General features: G+C 67.3%; 14 protein-coding genes. 8 read left to right on the top strand and 6 right to left on the bottom strand.

Going from position 1 to position 18,897, the window contains the following annotated elements; translation table 11 throughout:
- Positions 1–257 precede the first annotated feature (257 nt).
- Positions 258–2,150 carry a penicillin-binding protein 2 gene (gene mrdA / locus V9K84_RS07110; RefSeq protein ID WP_088515353.1) on the top strand — a complete coding sequence of 631 codons (1,893 nt, stop codon included), beginning with the start codon at positions 258–260 and terminating at the stop codon, positions 2,148–2,150.
- Between the two features lie 101 nt (positions 2,151–2,251).
- On the top strand, positions 2,252–3,322 hold the full coding sequence (locus V9K84_RS07105) for a pyruvate dehydrogenase (RefSeq protein WP_256582875.1): 1,071 nt from the start codon (positions 2,252–2,254) through the stop codon (positions 3,320–3,322).
- Here V9K84_RS07105 and V9K84_RS07100 read toward each other — a convergent pair.
- A complete protein-coding gene (locus V9K84_RS07100; RefSeq protein WP_088515354.1) occupies positions 3,311–3,757 on the bottom strand; it encodes a MarR family transcriptional regulator in 447 nt (148 codons plus the stop codon). The genes V9K84_RS07105 and V9K84_RS07100 overlap by 12 nt on opposite strands.
- A gap of 131 nt (positions 3,758–3,888) precedes the next feature.
- Here V9K84_RS07100 and aceE point away from each other — a divergent pair, with 131 nt between their 5' ends.
- Entirely contained in the window at positions 3,889–6,561 is a 2,673-nt protein-coding gene (aceE, locus tag V9K84_RS07095) for a pyruvate dehydrogenase (acetyl-transferring), homodimeric type (protein ID WP_088515355.1), read from the top strand.
- A 144-nt stretch (positions 6,562–6,705) separates the two neighbouring features.
- Here the strand turns inward: aceE and V9K84_RS07090 are convergent, their stop codons facing one another.
- A complete protein-coding gene (locus V9K84_RS07090) occupies positions 6,706–7,023 on the bottom strand; it encodes a DUF2388 domain-containing protein (protein WP_043860539.1) in 318 nt (105 codons plus the stop codon).
- Between the two features lie 154 nt (positions 7,024–7,177).
- Between V9K84_RS07090 and V9K84_RS07085 the strand changes: the two genes are divergently transcribed.
- The 3 genes from V9K84_RS07085 to V9K84_RS07075 are packed head-to-tail and all read left to right on the top strand — an operon-like array spanning position 7,178 to position 10,077.
- Positions 7,178–8,236, top strand: a complete 1,059-nt coding sequence (locus tag V9K84_RS07085) for an NAD(P)-dependent alcohol dehydrogenase (RefSeq protein ID WP_058540721.1) — start codon at positions 7,178–7,180, stop codon at positions 8,234–8,236.
- A 37-nt stretch (positions 8,237–8,273) separates the two neighbouring features.
- Entirely contained in the window at positions 8,274–8,897 is a 624-nt protein-coding gene (locus V9K84_RS07080; RefSeq protein ID WP_043860541.1) for a glutathione S-transferase, read from the top strand.
- Positions 8,875–10,077 (top strand): MFS transporter, encoded by a 1,203-nt coding sequence (locus V9K84_RS07075; RefSeq protein WP_088515356.1) that lies wholly within the window; start codon positions 8,875–8,877, stop codon positions 10,075–10,077. Before V9K84_RS07080 ends, V9K84_RS07075 begins: the two co-directional genes overlap by 23 nt.
- A 745-nt stretch (positions 10,078–10,822) precedes the next feature.
- Here V9K84_RS07075 and V9K84_RS07070 read toward each other — a convergent pair.
- Positions 10,823–11,713, bottom strand: coding sequence for a DMT family transporter (locus V9K84_RS07070; RefSeq protein ID WP_088515357.1), 891 nt, complete (start codon positions 11,711–11,713; stop codon positions 10,823–10,825).
- 105 nt (positions 11,714–11,818) lie between these two features.
- Between V9K84_RS07070 and V9K84_RS07065 the strand changes: the two genes are divergently transcribed.
- Positions 11,819–13,150 (top strand): PLP-dependent aminotransferase family protein, encoded by a 1,332-nt coding sequence (locus V9K84_RS07065; RefSeq protein ID WP_054915346.1) that lies wholly within the window; start codon positions 11,819–11,821, stop codon positions 13,148–13,150.
- A 10-nt stretch (positions 13,151–13,160) separates the two neighbouring features.
- Here V9K84_RS07065 and V9K84_RS07060 read toward each other — a convergent pair whose 3' ends face one another.
- The 3 genes from V9K84_RS07060 to V9K84_RS07050 all read right to left on the bottom strand — a co-directional run bounded on the left by V9K84_RS07060 (position 13,161) and on the right by V9K84_RS07050 (position 17,705).
- Positions 13,161–15,449 carry a TonB-dependent receptor gene (locus V9K84_RS07060; RefSeq protein ID WP_088515358.1) on the bottom strand — a complete coding sequence of 763 codons (2,289 nt, stop codon included), beginning with the start codon at positions 15,447–15,449 and terminating at the stop codon, positions 13,161–13,163.
- A gap of 81 nt (positions 15,450–15,530) precedes the next feature.
- Positions 15,531–16,649, bottom strand: coding sequence for an aryl-sulfate sulfotransferase (locus V9K84_RS07055; RefSeq protein ID WP_043860506.1), 1,119 nt, complete (start codon positions 16,647–16,649; stop codon positions 15,531–15,533).
- A gap of 66 nt (positions 16,650–16,715) precedes the next feature.
- On the bottom strand, positions 16,716–17,705 hold the full coding sequence (locus tag V9K84_RS07050; RefSeq protein WP_088515359.1) for an ABC transporter substrate-binding protein: 990 nt from the start codon (positions 17,703–17,705) through the stop codon (positions 16,716–16,718).
- Positions 17,706–17,751: 46 nt separating this feature from the next.
- On the opposite strand from V9K84_RS07050, the gene V9K84_RS07045 reads away from it, so the two are divergent.
- Entirely contained in the window at positions 17,752–18,879 is a 1,128-nt protein-coding gene (locus V9K84_RS07045; RefSeq protein WP_256582876.1) for a helix-turn-helix domain-containing protein, read from the top strand.
- Positions 18,880–18,897 lie beyond the last annotated feature (18 nt).

The raw sequence follows: 18,897 nt of genomic DNA, 5'->3' as shown, positions 1-18,897 counted from the left end.
TCCATACAGTATTCGCAGTTCGCCACGCATGCAAGCGCAGCCTGTCGACCGGGCCGCTGCGGCCTTCATGAAAAAATCTTCATGAACGCTGCGCCCCGCTAACCGGGGAACCTCGGCGCACCCTCGACCGCCTGCGGACAACCGGCCTTGAGGCACCGCAGCAGCTTGCGTAGGATCGCCGTTCATTCACGCCATCGCGCCCGTTCACTGCCTGCTCCCAGGCCGGTGGTGTATCCGTTTTCCGCAAGAGCCTGCACATGCCCCAGCCTATCCCCCTCAAGGACCACGAGAAAGAAACGCACCTGGTCAACCGCAGGCTGATCGCGTGTGCGCTGCTGGTACTGGTGCTGGTGGCGGTGCTGGTGGGGCGGCTGTACGTGCTGCAGGTGGTGCAGCACGACTACCATGCCGCCGTGTCGCAGAACAACCGCGTGCACGTGCTGCCCATCGCCCCCGAGCGCGGGCTGATCTACGACCGCAACGGCGAGGTGCTGGCTGACAACAAGCCCAGCTTCAACCTCACCATGACCCGCGAGCGTGCTGGCGACACGCCCAGGGTGCTCGACAGCCTGGTGCAGATCCTGGGCCTGGGCGAGGAGGACCGCCAGGGCTTCGAGAAGGACCTGCGCCGTGGCCGCAAGCCGTTCGAGCCGGTGACGCTGATGTTCGGCCTGAGCGAAGAGCAGATCGCCCTGATCGCGGTCAACCAGTTCCGTCTGCCGGGGCTGGACGTGGAGCCGCAGTTCATTCGTGAATACCCCATGGGCGCGCACTTTGCCCACTCGGTGGGCTACGTGGGGCGCATCAACGAGAAAGAAGCCAAGACCCTCGATGCCACCGAATACCGTGGCACCCAGTCCATCGGCAAGACCGGCATCGAGCACTTCTACGAGGCCCAGCTGCACGGCCAGGTGGGCTACGAAGAGGTCGAGACCAACGCCCAGGGCCGCATCATGCGCGTGCTGCGCCACCACGATCCGGTGCCCGGCAAGAACATCACCCTGAGCCTGGACGCGCACCTGCAGCTGGCCGCCGAAAAGGCCCTGGGCGATCGCCGTGGTTCGGTGGTGGCGCTGGACCCGGCCACCGGCGAGGTGCTGGCGATGGTCAGCAACCCCAGCTTCGATCCCAACCTGTTCGTCAAGGGCATCAGCTTCAGGCAGTACGCCGAGCTGCGCGATTCCATCGACCGGCCACTGTTCAACCGCGTGCTGCGCGGCCTGTACGCCCCGGGCTCGACGATCAAGCCCGAGGTGGTCATCGCCGGCCTCGACAGCGGCGTGATCACCCCGGCCAGCCGGGTGTTCGACCCCGGCTACTACGAGCTGCCCAACTACGACCACAAGTACCGCAACTGGAACCGCAGCGGCGACGGCTGGGTGGACATGTACAGCGCGATCATGCGTTCCAACGACACCTACTTCTACGACCTGGCGCACAAGCTGGGGGTCGAGCGCCTGCACGACTACATGAGCGAATTCGGCCTGGGCCAGAAGGTCTCGCTGGACATGTTCGAAGAGTCACCCGGCCTGATGCCCTCGCCCGCCTGGAAGCGCGCCAACCGGCGCCAGGCCTGGTACCCCGGCGAAACCCTGATCCTGGGCATCGGCCAGGGCTACATGCAGGTCACCCCGCTGCAACTGGCGCAGGCCACCAGCCTGCTGGCAAGCAAGGGCGTGTGGCACCGCCCGCACCTGGCCATGAGCATCGGCGACGAGCCGCCGGTAGACCCCAACCCCATGCCCGACATCGTGCTGCATGACCGCCACGCCTGGGACCAGGTCAACCAGGGCATGCAGATGGTCATGCACGCCCCGCGCGGCATCGCCCGCGCCGCCGCTGCCGGGGCGCAGTACCGCATCGCCGGCAAGAGCGGCACCGCGCAGGTGGTGGCGATCAAGCAGGGGGAACGCTACAACCGCGACAAGACCCTGGAGCGCCACCGCGACAACGCGTTGTTCGTGGGCTTTGCCCCCGCCGACCACCCGAGCATCGCCATCGCGGTGATGATCGAGAACGGCGAGGCCGGTGGGCGCGTGGCCGGGCCGGTGGTCCGGGAAATCATGGACGCCTACCTGCTGGACGAACAAGGCCACCTCAAGCCCCAGTACGCCGGCAACGCAGCCGCCGCCGCGGTGCCCCATACCTGAAAGCGCAGCGCCCTGATCGTGTCGACAGCATCTGATTGCATTTGCAATCAGATTGCAGTATCCCTTGCGCTTCTGCCAAGGACCGATCATGGAGCTGCCCCGTGGATTCACTGCCTGCCATCCCCCCTGCCCGACTGGCCGCCCACGCCTGCATTCGCAGCATCGAGGCCGGCCTGCCGTCGACCGGCGCAGCGTCGCACTCGCCGCTGTTGCAGATTTTGCAGACCGTGCACCGCATCGAGCACGACCCGGCCGTGGCGGGCAACCTGTGGGTGATCAATGATCGCGCCGACAGCGCGAGCGAGGTGGTCAGCCCCTGGGGCATCTGGTTTCGCCAGCAGGCGCCCAGCCGCGAACGCCCGCTGATCTACCTCACCCAATCGCCGAGCTCGGCCCGCGTGTCGATGCTGGCCGAGCAGATCGGCCACCGCGGCATCGTGTTCAACGACCTGGAATCGGCCGCCTCGCGCTGGCCCAAGGGCGCGCACCCGTGGCTGCCGTTGTGGCTGTCGGCCAACGCCCAGTGCCGCCCGTACGACCCCGCCAGCGCTGCCGAGGCCCAGGCCATCCTGCTGGCGGCGCTGGACGAGCTGTACGTACAGGGGCGCCACGGCTTCTACTACATGACCCTGCACGACCAGCCGCCGGCAGCCGATGAACCGGCACACGACGATTGCAGCGATGCATTCCTGGGCATGTACCCGTTGCAGCCCACCAGCGCTGCCCGCCCCCAGGTACGCCTGCTGGGTGCCGGCGCCATGCTCCGGGAGGTGCGCGCCGCCGCGATGCTGCTCGACACGCACTGGGGCATCGCCAGCCAGTTGTGGAGTTGCCCCAGCTACACGCGCCTGGCCCGTGACAGCGACGATGCCGCTCGCTGGAACCGCCTGCACCCCGAGGCCGCGCCACGCAAGAGCTACCTGCAGTACTGCCTGATGTCGGCCAGCACGCCGGTGATCGCCGTGACCGGCTATGCCCAGCACATCGCCGACCAGCTTGCCCCGCATGTCACGGCGCCCTTCACCGCACTGGGCGCCGACAGCCTGGCGCCGGGCAACTGCCTGGATCGGCGCTGGATAGCCTTCAGCGCGTTGCAGGCACTGGCCGGCCAGGGCCTGTTCGACACCCAGGCGCTACCCGCCGCACAGGCCCGGCTGGGCCTAGGCGAATGACGCCCGGGCCTTGAAGCTCGACTGTTCCAGCGCCTGGGCGAACAGCGACTGTTGCTCGGGCGTGAACTGGCTCAGAAACAGCTCGTCCACTGCCTGCTTGTACACCGCCCACATGCGCTTGCGCAGCGCCTTGCCGCTGTCGGTGATGCACGCCAGGGCGCCGCGCCCGTCGCCCGCGACCTTCTTGCGCACCACATGCCCTTCGGCCTCCAGGCGGTCGACCAGGCGGGTCAGGTTGTAACGCTCGATGGCCATCACATCGGCCAGCTCGTGCATGCGCCGGCAGCCATCGGGGCCGCTCTCGATGCCCCACAGCGCGTCATACCAGGCGTACACGGGCAGGCCCTGGTCGGCCAGGCGACGTTCGATTTCGCGAATCAGGTTGCGGTGGGCGCGAATGAAGCTGAACCAGAGGTCAGCGGTGGGTGCAGCCATGAGGGTTCCTCGGGTCAAAGTTATTGCATTTGCAATCATACGGGGCGCATGCCTAGAATCAATTGCAAATGCAACTACTACCCGGCAGACCTGCCGGCACTGCCCGCCACAACCCCGCAGGAGGATTACCGATGCAACAGCAGCCCCCTCTGTTGAACGACCCAGATCCCGAGCAGACCCAGGAATGGCTTGAGTCCCTGGCCACCGTTGTCGAGGTGGAGGGGCGCTCGCGTGCGCACTTCCTGATCGACCAGATGCTGGACCTGGACGTGTCGCTGCACGGCGACTTTCGTGGCCGCGTCAACACCCCCTACGTCAACACCATCGGCCCCGAGCGCGAACTGCCCTACCCCGGCGACCTGGCCACCGAGCAGCGCCTGAATGCCTATATCCGCTGGAACGCACTGGCCATGGTGCTGCGCGCCGGCAAGCATTCGGGGGTGGGCGGGCATATCGCCACCTACGCCTCGGCGGCGGTGCTGTATGACGTGGGCTTCGATCATTTCTTTCGCGGGCGCACCGCGCAGTTTGCCGGCGACATGGTGTACATCCAGGGCCACTCGGCGCCGGGTATCTATGGCCGGGCCTACCTCGAAGGGCGCCTGAGCGAAGCGCAGCTGGACAACTTTCGCCGCGAGACCGACCGCGATGGCGTGTCGTCCTACCCGCACCCGCGGCTGATGCCCGAGTTCTGGCAGTTTCCCACCGTGTCCATGGGCCTGGGGCCGATCACCGCGGCCTACCAGGCGCGCTTCATGCGCTACCTCGAAGACCGCGACCTCACCCCACGCCAGGGCCGCAAGGTGTGGGCGTTTCTCGGTGACGGCGAAATGGATCAGCCCGAGTCGCTGGCGGCCATCTCGCTGGCCGGGCGCGAAAAACTCGACAACCTGATCTTCGTGGTCAACTGCAACCTGCAGCGCCTGGACGGCCCGGTACGTGGCAACGCCAAGGTGATCCAGGAATTCGAGAGCCTGTACCGTGCTGCCGGCTGGAACGTGATCAAGGTGGTGTGGGGCAGCGGCTGGGATGCGCTGCTGGCCAGGGACAGCAGCGGCATCCTGCGCCAGCGCATGATGGAGTGCGTGGACGGCGAGTATCAGACCTACAAGTCGCAGAACGGCGCCTACGTGCGCGAGCACTTCTTCGGCAAGTACCCGGAACTGCTGGCGATGGTCAGCGACCTGAGCGATGACGACATCTGGAAGCTGGCTCGCGGCGGGCACGACCCGGTTAAGGTGTACAACGCCTACGCGGCGGCCGTGCGTCACACGGGGCGGCCAACGGTGATCCTGGCCAAGACCGTCAAGGGCTTCGGCATGGGCGAAGCCGGCGAAGGCCAGAACATCAACCACCAGTTGAAGAAGATGGGCGACGAGGCGGTCAAGGCCTTCCGCGACCGCTTCGGCCTGGACCTGAGTGATGAGCGCCTCGGCGAGATCCCCTACCTCAAGCCCGCCCCCGACAGCGCCGATGCGCGCTACCTGCAGGTGGCCCGTGATCGCCTGGGCGGGCATGTGCCGGCGCGCCAGGCCAGGGTCGAGCCGTTGCAGGTGCCGGCCCTGGAGGCCTTCGACAGCCAGCTCAAGGGCACCGGTGACCGTGCCATCTCCACCACCATGGCGTTCGTGCGCATTCTCGGCACCCTGCTCAAGGACCCGCAGGTCGGCCGCCTCGTCGTACCGATCGTGCCCGACGAATCACGCACCTTCGGCATGGAGGGGCTGTTCCGCCAGATCGGCATCCACTCCCATGTGGGCCAGCTGTACACGCCGCAGGATGCCGGCACGCTCAGCTACTACAAGGAGAGCACCGACGGCCAGATCATGCAGGAAGGGCTCAACGAGTCCGGCGCCACCTCGTCGTGGATTGCCGCCAGCACCGCCTACGCCAACCATGGCGTGATGACCCTGCCGTTCTACATCTTCTATTCGATGTTCGGCTTCCAGCGAGTGGGCGACCTGCTGTGGGCGGCGGGCGATGCGCGCGCACGGGGGTTTCTGCTGGGCGCCACCAGCGGGCGTACCACGTTGATGGGCGAAGGCTTGCAGCATGACGACGGGCACAGCCACGTGATGTCGGCCACCGTGCCCTGCTGCGTCTCCTACGACCCCACCTATGCCTACGAACTGGCGGTAATCATCCAGGACGGCATGCGCCGCATGTATGCCGAGCAGGAGGACGTGTACTACTACATCACCGTGCTCAACGAGAACTACGCCCACCCCGCCATGCCCGAAGGCGCAGAGCAAGGCATTCTCAAGGGGCTGTACCGCCTGCCGGTGGAAAAACCGCCGCAGGGCGAGCGGCATGTGCAGTTGATGGGCAGCGGTTCGATTCTGAATGAGGTGCTGGCGGCGGCGGAGATTCTGCAGCGTGATTTCGGCGTCAGCAGCGAGGTGTGGAGCGCCACCAGCCTGACCGAGGTGCGGCGCGAGGCGCAGGCGGTGGAGCGCTGGAACCTGCTGCACCCGCTGCAGGCGCCGAAGACGCCATACATCGAAACGCTGCTGCAGGGGCATGCGGGGCCGGTGGTGGTGGCCACGGACTACATGAAGATCCATGCCGACCAGATCCGGCCGTGGGTGACCGGGAGGCGTTTCGTGGCGTTGGGCACCGACGGCTTCGGCCAGTCGGACACACGCGAGGCGCTGCGCCGGCATTTCGAGGTGGACCGCCAGTTCATCGTGCTGGCGGCGCTGAATGCGCTGGCGGCGGACGGGGTGATCGAGCGCGAGGTGGTGGCCGGCGCGATCGAAGCGCTGGGCATCGACCCTGGCAAGGTTGATCCGGCTTCAGTCTGATAGCACCCATCAGACCTGTGGCAGCAACAGCTTCCTGTAGGAGCCGGCCTTGCCGGCGATGGCGTGCGTAACGCCTATGGCACGGCGTAGCCGCGCATCGCCAGCAAGGCTGGCTCCTACAGGTGTGCATTCAGCAGCCGACGACTACTGCCCCGCCCCCAGCTCATCCTGGGTCAGTATCGCCTTGGCCAGGTCTTCGTCACTGGCCTGCAACCCAGGGTTCTGCTGACGGATACGCTGCAGCATCGACTCCAGGTACACACCGCGAATTTCGCCGCCGCTGGCGATGAACGTCGAAGCATCATCGCGCGCCGGAATCACCAGCTTGTCGTCCTTGAAGGTCGAGTACAACGAGGCGGAAACCCCGGCGGAGGTGGCGACATCGCGACCATCCACACGGGCCAGGGCCGTGCCCAAAGGCAGGCAGAGCACAAGGGAAGAAACCAGCAGTAAACGGCGCATGACGATGCCTCCGTGATGGGGGGAACCTACATTCATTAGGATAGGCCCCCCAGGCCAAGAGTTCCCGCCAATATCCCTACCCGCCCAACGAAGCCCGCCATGCTGGCTATATTGAAACCCTGGTCCCCATTCCCGAGCGTGACGAGAGGTGAACATGTACACCATTGGCTATGCAGCGCAGCACCGCGAAGCACCGCTGGCACCCTTCAAGTTCGAACGCCGCGCCCTGCGCCCCAACGACGTGGCGATGCAGATCCTGTACTGCGGCGTATGCCACTCCGACCTGCACCAGGCCCGCGACGACTGGGGTTTCAGCCGCTACCCGATCGTGCCAGGCCACGAGATCGTCGGGCGCGTGACCGAGGTTGGCAGCCAGGTCACCCGCTACAAGGTCGGTGACGCCGTGGCGGTGGGCTGCATGGTCGACTCCTGCCAGCAGTGCGACCAGTGCCGCAAGGGCGAGGAACAGCTGTGCCGCGAGAACAACACGCAAACCTACAACAGCCTGGACCGCATCACCCGCGAACCCACCTACGGCGGCTATTCCAAGCACCTTGTAGTGCGCGAGGAGTTCGTGCTGCGCGTGCCCGACGGCCTGGACCTGGCCAAGGCCGCGCCGCTGCTGTGCGCCGGCATCACCACCTATTCGCCGCTGCGCACCTGGAATGCCGGGCCCGGCAGCCGCGTCGCGGTCATCGGCCTGGGCGGGCTGGGGCACATGGCCGTGAAGCTGGCGGCGGGCCTGGGTGCCGACGTCACGGTGCTCAGCCGCACCCCCGACAAACTCGATGATGCGCGGGCGCTGGGCGCCGACAAGCTGCTGGTGTCGTCCGACGCCAAGGCCATGGCCGCCGCGCGCTCCAGCTTCGACCTGATCATCGACACGGTGCCGGTGCGCCATGACGTGTCGCCCTACATGTCGCTGCTGGACGTGGACGGCACCCTGGTGATCGTCGGCCAGGTGGGGCCGATCGACGAACAACTGACCGTGCCGTTCATCCTCGGCCGGCGGCGCCTGGCCGGCTCGCCGATTGGCGGGATTGCGCAAACCCAGGAGATGCTCGACTTCTGCGCGAAGAAGAACATTCTGCCGGAGTGTGAAATGATCCGCATGGACCAGATCAACGAGGCGTTCGAACGCATGCAGCGCTCCGATGTGCGCTACCGCTTCGTGATCGACATGGCCTCGCTCGACGACACCACCGGCGCCTGACGCGCCTCACTCCCCTACCGAACCACAAGGGCCTCCCATGCTGCAGATACTCGGCAAAGCTTCCTCCATCAATGTACGCAAGGTGCTATGGGCCTGCACCGAGCTGGGTATCGCCTTCGAGCGCGAGGACTGGGGCTCGGGCTTCAGGTCCACCTTCAGCCCGCAGTTCCTGGCCCTCAACCCCAACGCCATGGTGCCGGTGATCAAGGACGGCGACTTCGTGCTGTGGGAGTCCAACAGCATCCTGCGCTACCTGGCCAACCAGTACCACGGGCAGCACCTCTACCCCGCCGAGCCCCGGGTGCGCGCACGGGTGGACCAGTGGATGGACTGGCAGGCCACCGACCTCAACAAGTCCTGGACCTACCCCTTCCTGTCGCTGGTGCGCCATTCCCCCGACCATCAGGACCCCGAGGCACTGGCGGCGGCATGCAGACAGTGGACCACCAACCTGCAGATCCTCGACCGCCAGCTCGAATCGACCGGCGCCTACGTCAGTGGCCAGGACTTTTCACTGGCGGACATCGCCATCGGCCTGTCGGTCAATCGCTGGTTCGAAACCCCGCTGGAGCATCCGGATTTTGCAGCGGTTCGGGCATACTACGAGCGTCTGACCGAACGCGAAGGGTTTGTCATCCATGGAAGAAACGGTACCCCGTAACGCCACCGTCACCACCGAAACCTCGGTGCGCCGCCGCTCGCTGCTGGCCGGCTGCAGCGCCCACGCGGTGCACGACGGGCTCACCGACGTGATCTACGTGCTGCTGCCGCTGTGGCAGGCGCAGTTCGGCCTCAGCCTGGCCCAGGTGGGCCTGTTGCGCGGGGCCTATTCCGGGATGATGGCCGGCTTTCAGCTACTGGCCAGCCGCGCGGCCCGGCGCTTTGGCCGCGAGCGCCTGCTGGTGGGCGGCACGCTGCTGGCCGGCGTGGCCTACCTGGTCGCCGGCCAGGCCACCGGCCTGGGTGTGCTGCTGGTGGCGCTGATGCTGGGCGGGCTGGGCGCCAGTACCCAGCACCCGCTGGCCTCCTCGATGATCACCGACAGCCACGCGGCGGGCGGCGGGGTCAAGCAGGCGCTGTCGCACTACAACTTCGCGGGCGATATCGGCAAGGCGGTCATTCCGGGCCTGATGGGCGTGCTGCTGGTGGCCGTCAGCTGGCGTACCGGTGCAACGCTGCTGGGCGTGCTGGGTGTGGCTGCGGCGGTGTTGCTGTGGTGGCTGATCCCCTCCCGGGCCCAGGCCCTGGCGGCGGGCGGCAAGGCGCCGAAGCTGGCCACCGGAAACGGCTCGCCGGGCGGCCTGCGTGCCCTGCTGATGCTGGGCATGCTCGACAGCGCGGTGCGCATGGGGTTTCTGACCTTCCTGCCGTTTCTGCTCAGGCTCAAGGGCGCCGGCACCGCCGGTATCGGCCTGGCGCTGACGCTGCTGTTCGTGGGCGGGGCCTTCGGCAAGCTGCTGTGCGGCTACCTGGGCGCACGCATCGGCCTGCTGAAAACCGTCTCGCTCACCGAAGCGGGGACTGCGCTGTTGATCGTGCTGGCGGTGGTGCTGCCGTATTCGGCCACGCTGGTGATGCTGCCGTTGCTGGGCCTGGCGCTGAACGGCACCTCGTCGGTGCTGTATGGCGTGGTGCCGGAGCTGGCGGCTGCGGGCAAGCACGAGCAGGCCTTCGCGCTGTTCTACACCGGCACCATCGGTGGCGGCGCACTGGCACCGGTGGTGTTCGGGCGGCTGGGGGACTTTACCGGGGTGCCCACGGCGGTGGTGGTGCTGGCGGCCACGCTGCTGCTCACGCTGCCGCTGGCGTGGCGGGTGAACAAGGGCTTGGTGGCAGAATAGAAAAGAAGGCGCGGGAGTCTCGGCGCCTTCCTGGTTTTGTGCGGGGTGTGACGGGGGGTTACAGGGGGGAGATGGTACCCAGTGCTCCGATTGCGAAGGCCAATACCAGAAAGCCGAATACAAAAATTGCCATCTTGCCCATGGGAGCTCCTAACTGAGGGGGTGCGGCTGTCGAAGGCCACATTGTCTGCCCCCTTCTGATCTGGAAACAGATGCAGCTAGCGAGGCAAAAAGCGGATCAGATGAAGAAGCAAGGGTGGCGCAAGCCTGATGGCCGCACCTCAATCTGCGGCCGGACAGACAAAGCTGACAACGCTGGTCCTGCAGGCCATGGCACGTTGCAACAGATGTAGGAGCCGGCCTTGCCGGCGAAGCGCCGCACGGGCGGCGCTGGATCTTGAAAGCGCAGGTGGACTCAAGGCATGCACCTGCAGGGCTTGATGAAATACTCAGGCGGACACACCCAAGGCTTGATGCAATCTAAAAACATCCCCCTCCAAGCCCTGAAACAATCTCGAGACAGATAATTGGGATTTCTTCAGAAGGGCCCAGTTTCAGATCGCGGTATTACCACCAAGTGCCAGCCGATGCCTTTGCAGCGCTCTCAAGATCGAGCGCCGCCCGTGCGGCGCTTCGCCGGCGAGGCCGGCTCCTACATCTGTTGCAACGTGCCATGGCCTACAGGACCAGCGTTCCAGTTTGGTTTTCTCGGCTCAAGAGCAACAGGGGCGCAGGTTGGATGCCTCTACCGCGCCCACCGCCTCGCCCCCGCCACACACAGGATCACCCCCACCGTCACCCCCAGCATACCCGGGCTGACCTGCTCGCCCAGCAACCCCGCCGCCAAGGCCAGGCCAAAGAACGGCTGCAGCAGCTGCAACTGCCCCACTGCCGCAATCCCGCCCTGGGCCAGGCCGCGGTACCAGAACACGAAACCGATCAGCATGCTGAACAGCGACACATACCCCAGGCTCACCCACGCCGGCAGGCTGATACCCGCAAACGTCGACGGCGCCAGGTACCAGGTCAGCACCAGCATCACCGGCAACGACACCAGCAGCGCCCAGCAGATCACCTGCCAACCGCCCAGCGCCCGCGACAACCGCGCCCCCTCGGCATAACCCAGGCCGCACACCACCACCGCCAGCAGCATCAGCAGGTCACCCTGGGGCGACGCCGCCAAGCCCTGCGACAAGGCAAAGCCCACCACCATCAAGCACCCCAGCACCGAAAACAGCCAGAACACCGGGCGCGGGCGCTCGCCCCCCCGCAGCACGCCAAACACCGCGGTGGCCAGCGGCAGCATGCCGATGAACACGATCGAATGCGCCGAGGTCACGTGCTGCAAGGCCAGCGCGGTCAGCAGCGGAAACCCCACCACCACCCCAAGCGACACCACGATCAAGGGCATTACCTGAGCCCGGGTCGGGCGCGGTTGCCTGAGCAGTATCAGCAAGGCCAGCGCCAGTACACCGGCAATGGCGGCACGCGCCACGGTGAGGAACACCGGGTCGAATTCCAGCACCGCCAGGCGCGTGGCCGGCAAGGAGCCGCTGAAAATCACCACGCCGATCAGGCCGTTGATCCAGCCACGGGTGGCGTCGTCCAGGGTACGAGGTTTGAGAGTCTGTTCCATTGAAGTCACGCTCGACAGGTTGCAGGGGTAAGGGCACGCTTGCCAAAAACCATGCTAGGGCCGACGATCAGCACAATCAAAAAATCGTCATGGATACATCTGCACATGCCTCGCTCGCGCTACAAGGCCCTGGTCGATACCTTTGCCGCCGACATTCGTGACGGCAGGCTCGCCCCTGGCACCCGCCTGCCCACCCACCGTCACCTGGCCGCGACCCATGGCCTGGCCCTGGTCACCGCGTCACGGGTTTATGCCGAACTCGAGCAGATGGGCCTGGTGAGCGGCGAGACCGGGCGCGGCACCTTCGTGCGCGAAACCTCGCTGCCGCCCGACCTGGGCGTCGACCAGCAGGTGGTGGCCGCCGGCATGGCCGACCTGAACTTCAACTACCCGGCATTGCCCGGCCAGGCCGACCTGCTGCGCAGCGGCTTGCGCCAGCTGGCACTGAGCGGCGACCTGGAGGCGCTGCTGCGCTACCAGCCCCATGCCGGGCGCGCCCATGAACGCGCCTGCATCGCCCGGCACCTGCTCGGTTGCGGGCTAGAGGTGAATCCAGAGCAGGTACTGATCGTCAGCGGCGCCCAGCACGGGTTGGCCGTGGTGCTGATGGCCCTGCTGCAGCCCGGCGACGTGATCGCGGTCGACGCCCTCACCTACTCCGGGTTCAAGGTGCTGGCCGAGGCGTTGCGCCTCGAGATGCTGCCGATTCCGGTCACGCCCCACGGGCCGGACCTCGGCGCCCTGCAGCGGCTGTGCCGCAGCCGCCCGGTACGCGCGGTGTACAGCATGCCCACGCTGCACAACCCGCTGGGCTGGGTGATGAGCCTGGAGCAGCGCGAACAACTGGTGTCGATTGCCCGCACCCACAACCTGCACCTGATCGAGGACGCCGCCTACGCCTTCCTGGCCGACGACGCGCCGCCGCCCCTGGCCCAGCTGGCACCGGAGCGCACGCTGTACGTGTCAGGCCTGTCGAAGAACATCGCCACCGGCCTGCGCGTGGGCTTCATTGCCGCGCCGCCGCACCAGGTTGCCGCGCTGGAGCGCTCCATTCGCGCCACCACCTGGAACACCCCCGGGGTGATGACCGCCATTGCCTGCGCCTGGATCGAGGACGGCACGGTGGAGCGCCTGGAAGCCGAGAAGCGCGCCGATGCCCAGGCCAGGCAGGCCATCGCCCGCGAAGTACTGGCGGGCATGCCCTGCGTCACCCACCCAACTTCGTACTTTCTGTGGCTACCGCTGGCTGATGACGCCCGCGCCGAACAGATCGCCGCCGCCCTGATGCGCGAACAGGTGGCGGTGTCCACCGCGCAGCCGTTCGCCACCACCAGTCACGTGCCGCGTGCACTCAGGCTGGCGCTGGGCTCGGTGGACCTGGACACGCTGCGCGCGGCGCTGGCGAAGGTACGCTGGGTGGTGCAGGCGTACTCCTGAAGCCCACGCCTCAGAAGTCGTAGCGTGCACTCATGCCCAGGGTGCGCGGCGTACCCAACACCCCGGTGTAGGCGCCGTTGGGCGAGTTCCACAGGGTGGTGTAGTAGGTCTTGTCGAAGGCGTTCTTCAGCCACAGCGACACGTCCCACTGGCCCTGGCCCCAGTCGCCGCGCACCCCCGCCGACAGGTTGACCAGCGCATACCCCGGCAACTGCGCCAGGCGCGAATCGTCCACCGTGCCCACCGCCTGCGAGCGCCAGGCGTAGTTGCCGTTCACGTAGGGTTGCAGGCCGTTGTCCAGGTCCCACTGGTAGCTGGCGCTGGTGTTGGCAATCCATTTGGCCGCGCCCACCACGTTATGCCCGCTGAGGTCGCAGGCGGCCGGGGCGCCGGGGCGCAAGGCCACCTCCGCCGGGCATGGGGCGTTGTCGTAGGACAGGTAGCGCACATCGTTCCACGAGCCGTTCAGGCTCAGGGTCAGGCCACGGCTCACCCGCCAGGTACTGTCCAGCTCAAGGCCACGGCTGCGCACGCTGCCGGCGTTGGTCAGGTAGCTGGTGAGGTTGGCGTCGTCGTAGGCGTTGGTCTGGTAGCCGTGCACAATCGTCCAGAACAGGTTGGCATTGAGTTGCAGGCGCTGATCCAGCAGCGTGGTCTTGATGCCCAGTTCGGCGTCGTTGGCCCGTTCGCTGCCGATCAGCAGCGAGTCGGCGCCGGCCACCGGGGCGCTGGCCACGCTGAGGTTGACCCCGCCGGACTTCTCCCCGTGGGACAACGAGCCATACGCCAGTACCTGGTCGTTCACCCGCCAGGCCAGGCTGGCCAGCGCCGACTCGCTGAAGCTGTAGAGGCTGAGGTCGCCCGAATCATAGGCGCCGACACGCCCCTGCCTTACCGCTGCCGCCGCACCCGTCACGCTCGCGCCGCCCACCGGGGCATCGCGCGTCACCCTGGCCTGCTTGCGCTCGTAGGTACCGCGCAGGCCCAGGCTCAGGTCCAGGCGCGGGGTCAGGTGCCAGGTGCCCTGGGCAAAGGTGGCGAAGCTGTCGGTGTCGATGCTGCCGTGGCCCACGCTGTTCACATCGTTCAATGCGCCCTGCGGGGTGCCGTTCCAGGTGTCGGCCAGCGGCCCGTATTCGGTGAACACGCGGTTCTGCATCTGCTGGCCAAAGTAATAGCCGCCCACCACGTAATCGAACCGCCCACCCAGCGGCGAGGCCAGGCGCAGCTCTTGCGAGTACTGCTTGTCGCGGGCCGACTGGCCTACGTTGTGCATCACGTCCACGTTCAGTTCGTCGTCGTTGCGCGGGGTGAAGTCCCACCAGCGGTAGGCGCTGATCGACGTCAGCGTGAAGCCATCGGCCAGCCCCCAGTTCGCCTCCAGCGAGGTGCCGCCCTGGAACACCGTGACACGCTGGTCGGCATCGAGGTTGACCCTGCGCCCGTCGACCAGCGTCGCGCCCACCGCCTGGGCCCGCTGTTCATAGCGGTTGACCCCGTTGATGGTCGGCCCGGTGCTGAACAGCGAGCGCGTGCCGGCGCTGGAGTGCTCCTCGTTGTAGTCGCCGATCCAGCGCAGGCTGAAGTCTTCCTGCGGCTTGAACAGCAACTGCCCGCGAAAGCCCTGGCGCCGGCCGCCGCCCAGGGTGTCGCCGTCGAACCGGTTCTCCACGTAGCCGTTCTCGTCGGTGCGGTAGGCCGCCACCCGCCCGGCCAGCGTGTCGGTCAACGGCCCCGACACACCGCCCTGCACCTGCCGGTAGCCGTCCTCGCCCAGCGACGTCGACACGTTGCCCTGCGGGGTGAAGGTGGGCTGGCGGGTGGCGATGTTGAGCACACCGGCCGTGGTGTTCTTGCCGAACAGGGTGCCTTGCGGGCCGCGCAGCAAGGCGATCTGCTCGATGTCCAGCAGGTCGAACACGGCCATGCCGGGGCGGCCCAGGTAGACGTTGTCGAGGTAGATCCCGGCGCTGCCCTCCAGGCCGTCACTGGCCGGGTTGTTGCCCAGCCCGCGAATAGACAGGCTCGACTGGCGCGGGTTCATGAACGCCACGTTGACGCTGGGCATGGCCTGTTGCAGGTCCTGCAGGCGATACAGGCGCTGCGCCTCCAGGGCCTGGGCGCCCAGCACGCTCATGGGGGTGGGCACGTGCTGCGCCTCTTCGCTGCGCCGGCGCGCCTCGACCGTCACTGGGGCAAGGGTCGGGGCGTCGGTGGGGGTAGGTTCAGTGGCTGACGCAGGCAGTGACAGCAGGCCCAGTGCGGCCAGGCACAGGGGGCGTGGATAAGGCAGCTTCATCATCGATTCCTTTGGGGGTATGGCGGTACCTCGCTGCGCGTGGTGTGCGTGAGCGTGAGGGTGGGTGCTGGTGCGCTGTGTTCAGGCTTTCAGCCAGGGAATGTCGTCGCGCTGGTAACGGTGCGCGCGGAAGATCGCGTTGTTCTCGCCCGGCAGGTAGCGGCGCGAGGCCGCATCGGGGTAGGCGGCAAAATGCGGGTTGATGTACTCCCACACCACCTCGCCGGCCGGCGTCACTTCGAACAGGCGGCCGAAGTTGGCCTCGGTGATCAGCGTGTTGCCGTTGTGCAGGCGCTGCGCACCGCCCATGAACGGGGTGAAGAAGGCGTAGCCGGGGGTATCGGCGTACTGCCATTCGATGCGCCGGGTCAGCGGGTCGATCTCCAGGATGCGCGAGTGCGGCATCGACACGTGTGGCCGCGAAATACCGTTGTCGAACACCAGGATGCGGCCGTTCTCCAGCTCGCTAGGGCAATGCTGCTGCGCCACCAGATCGTGGCCCAGACGCCACAGCACCTCGCCGCTGCCGCGCTGCACGGCGATCACCGACGACACGCTGCGCAGGCTGAGGATCACCTTGCCATCGCGACCCGGGGTCACCGCGTTGGTCATGGGCCAGTGGTAGCGCTCGAAGGTGTCGTGCAGCGGGTAGTCCTCGGGGCGCAGGTGCTCCCAGCTGCGCCACTCCCACACCACCTGGCCCTGGCGATCCACCTCCTTGACCACATCGGCATAGATCACCCCGCCCGCCGCCTCGCTGCCGGGAATACCGCCCACCACGCGGCTGGCCAGCTCGGGGCTCAGGGGCTCGACCGTGGTGTACAACAGGTGGCCGTTGTCCAGCCACTGGGCATCGTGGTGGTGCAGCAGGTCGGTGTGCTGCCACACCACCTCGCCTTGCGCGGTGACTTCACTGAAGGCGCCGCCGTGCCATACCGACCAGCCGGGGAACAGCTCGGGGGAGTCGGGGTGGTTGCCGTTGTAGCCCAGGTTGCCGTTGGGCAGTATCACCGCGTCGCGACCGGGGCGCTGGGGCAGCTTCCAGCGGTGTACCACTTCGCCGTCCAGGTCGATCAGGAACACGTTGCCGTCGGCGGTCTGCGGTGCGAACAGGGTGTAACCCCCGGCGCTGCGGGCGTGGTCCACGGCAACCAGGCCGGTCCTGTGGCGTTTGAGGGTCGGGGTGTGCAGGGCAGTCATGACGTTTCTCCGGGTGAGTGATGCCCTGCCGACGGCAGGTCGGCATGGCAGGTCGAGTTGAAGTGTTTAGTCAGGTTGTGGCAGCAAACTGTTGAAACGGCTATCGAATACCTGTTCAACCTGCAGCGGTTTTGGGATCAGGCGCTCGGCGGCGAAGGCATCGGCCAGGCGTTGCTGCAAGGCGATGATCGAAGGGTCGATGGGCACATAGCGCAGGTGCTGGTGCGCCAGCATCTCGCGCACCAGCTCAAGGGGCAGGCGCGTGCTGCCTGCCAGCGCCTGGGCCCAGGCATCCGGGTGGGCGGTGGCCCAGGCCTGCGCCCTGGCCAGGCGCACCATCAGCTCGCCCAGCTGTCGAGCACGCTGCGGGTCGGCCAGGGCCTGGCCGCTGGCGACCGTGAAGTTAAGGCCGGTCTCGGGCCAGGCCGAGCCGTCCACCAGCACCCGGGCGCCGTAGGCGGTGGCCTGCCCGACAAAGGGGTACCACACCGCCCAGGCGTCCAGATGGTCACTGGCAAAGGCGTTTTGCGCATCGATGGGGCTGGCGTAGGCGATCTTCACCTCGCGAGGGCTCAGCCCGGCCTGGCGCAGCGCGGCCAGCAGCAGGTAGTGGCCGCTGGAGCCTTTGGCCACCGCCACGCGCCGGCCCTTGAGGTCGGCCACCTGTTGCACCGTCGAGCCTTGTGGCAGCAGCAGCGCATTGTTGTTCTGGGCGCCGTCGGCCACGCCGATGATACGGATGTCGAAACCGCCGGCCTGGGCAAACACCGGCGGCGCATTGCCCACCACCCCCACATCCACCGCCCCGGCACTCAGCGCCTCGAGCAAGGCCGGGCCGGCCGGGAACGGGTGCCAGCTCAGGGGCAAGGTAAGGGGCTCGGCCTCCCCGGCGGCCTGCAGCAGGGTTTGTACCAGCCCGCTCTGGTCGCCGACCCGCAGCGCGGCAGGTGCGGCGCTGACGGCCTGGGCCAGCACCATGCCGGCGCACAGCGCCACGGCGCGCAAGGTGGTGCGGCGGGCGTGCAGGTGCTTGGCAGCAGCAGCGAATAACGGCATTGTCGTCCCCTTGTTTCGTGTTGAACCCAGTATGTCGAGGCCCCCCGTGCAACTCCATGCCAAACACCCCTCCTTTGCTGCCACGCCACCCGCGCCCCGCACGGTGGTGGTGCTGGGTTTCGACGATGCGTTGCTGCTCAATGCGGCCGGCCCGTTGGAGGTGTTCGGCGCCGTGCCGCGCCTGCTGGCCGGCGCGTTCGCACAGCACCCGCCCTATCGCCTGGTACTGGCCTCGCCCGAGGGCGGCCTGATCAGCACGGTGTCGGGCATCGAGGTGATGACCCGTTCACTGACGCAGCTGGACCTGGAGCTGCGCGACATCGACACCCTGATCGTGGCCGGCGGCCCGGGGGTGGCCGCACTGGAAGCAGACCCGCGCGCGTGCGACTGGCTGCGCCGGCGCCATGGGCAGATTCGCCGGCTGTGCTCGGTGGGCACGGGCACCTTCGCGCTGGCGGCTGCGGGCCTGCTCGATGGCCGTCGGGTGGTGACCCACTGGAAGTTCAATGACGAGTTGCAGGCGCGCTACCCCAGCGTGCAGTGCCAGCCCGACGCGCTGTACCTGAACGACGCCAACCTGTGGACCTGCGGCGGCGCCACGGCGGGCATCGACCTGGCGCTGGCACTGGTGGAGCAGGACCTGGGCCCCCACACGGCCCTGGCGCTGGCACGCTACTTCACGGTGTTCCTGTGGCGCTCGGCCGGGCAACCGCAACTCAGTGCCTCGTTGCAGGCACAGTCCAACGCGCTGCGCACCGCACCGGATGTGCGCCTGGCCCGGCTGCATGCCTGGATCGCCGCCAACCTGGATGGCGACCTGCGGGTGGAGCGCCTGGCCGAGCAGTTCGGCATGAGCCCGCGGCATTTTGCCCGGGCCTATGTGGCGGCCACGGGTGACACGCCGGCCCAGGCGGTGGAAACATTGCGCCTTGAAGCGGCGTGCCGCCTGCTGGAGACCACCCGCGAGCCGATCAAGCGCATTGCCGAAACCGTCGGCTTCGGCCGCGAAGAACGCATGCGCCGGGTGTTTCAGAAAGAGCTGGGCATCAGCCCGCTGGGTTATCGTACCCAGGCCAGGGCCCCGCAACCGGGCGTGCCCGTGCCAGTGGCCGGCCAGACCGGCTACCGCCATGTGGAGCGGCCGGGCATCGCGCTGGAGCACCTGGCGCAGTAGATTCGGATTGTCGAGAAC

Origin of the sequence: Pseudomonas sp. AE27, from assembly GCF_037113495.1 — a bacterium.
GTDB lineage: Bacteria > Pseudomonadota > Gammaproteobacteria > Pseudomonadales > Pseudomonadaceae > Aquipseudomonas > Aquipseudomonas palmensis.
This window is presented reverse-complemented; position numbering and strand designations above follow the sequence as displayed.

Coding starts and splice junctions, on each gene's coding strand:
- mrdA (WP_088515353.1), top strand. CDS start 258: ATGCCCCAGCCTATCCCCCTCAAGGACCACGAGAAAGAAACGCACCTG.
- V9K84_RS07100 (WP_088515354.1), bottom strand. CDS start 3,757: ATGGCTGCACCCACCGCTGACCTCTGGTTCAGCTTCATTCGCGCCCAC.
- aceE (WP_088515355.1), top strand. CDS start 3,889: ATGCAACAGCAGCCCCCTCTGTTGAACGACCCAGATCCCGAGCAGACC.
- V9K84_RS07090 (WP_043860539.1), bottom strand. CDS start 7,023: ATGCGCCGTTTACTGCTGGTTTCTTCCCTTGTGCTCTGCCTGCCTTTG.
- V9K84_RS07085 (WP_058540721.1), top strand. CDS start 7,178: ATGTACACCATTGGCTATGCAGCGCAGCACCGCGAAGCACCGCTGGCA.
- V9K84_RS07080 (WP_043860541.1), top strand. CDS start 8,274: ATGCTGCAGATACTCGGCAAAGCTTCCTCCATCAATGTACGCAAGGTG.
- V9K84_RS07075 (WP_088515356.1), top strand. CDS start 8,875: ATGGAAGAAACGGTACCCCGTAACGCCACCGTCACCACCGAAACCTCG.
- V9K84_RS07070 (WP_088515357.1), bottom strand. CDS start 11,713: ATGGAACAGACTCTCAAACCTCGTACCCTGGACGACGCCACCCGTGGC.
- V9K84_RS07065 (WP_054915346.1), top strand. CDS start 11,819: ATGCCTCGCTCGCGCTACAAGGCCCTGGTCGATACCTTTGCCGCCGAC.
- V9K84_RS07060 (WP_088515358.1), bottom strand. CDS start 15,449: ATGAAGCTGCCTTATCCACGCCCCCTGTGCCTGGCCGCACTGGGCCTG.
- V9K84_RS07055 (WP_043860506.1), bottom strand. CDS start 16,649: ATGACTGCCCTGCACACCCCGACCCTCAAACGCCACAGGACCGGCCTG.
- V9K84_RS07050 (WP_088515359.1), bottom strand. CDS start 17,705: ATGCCGTTATTCGCTGCTGCTGCCAAGCACCTGCACGCCCGCCGCACC.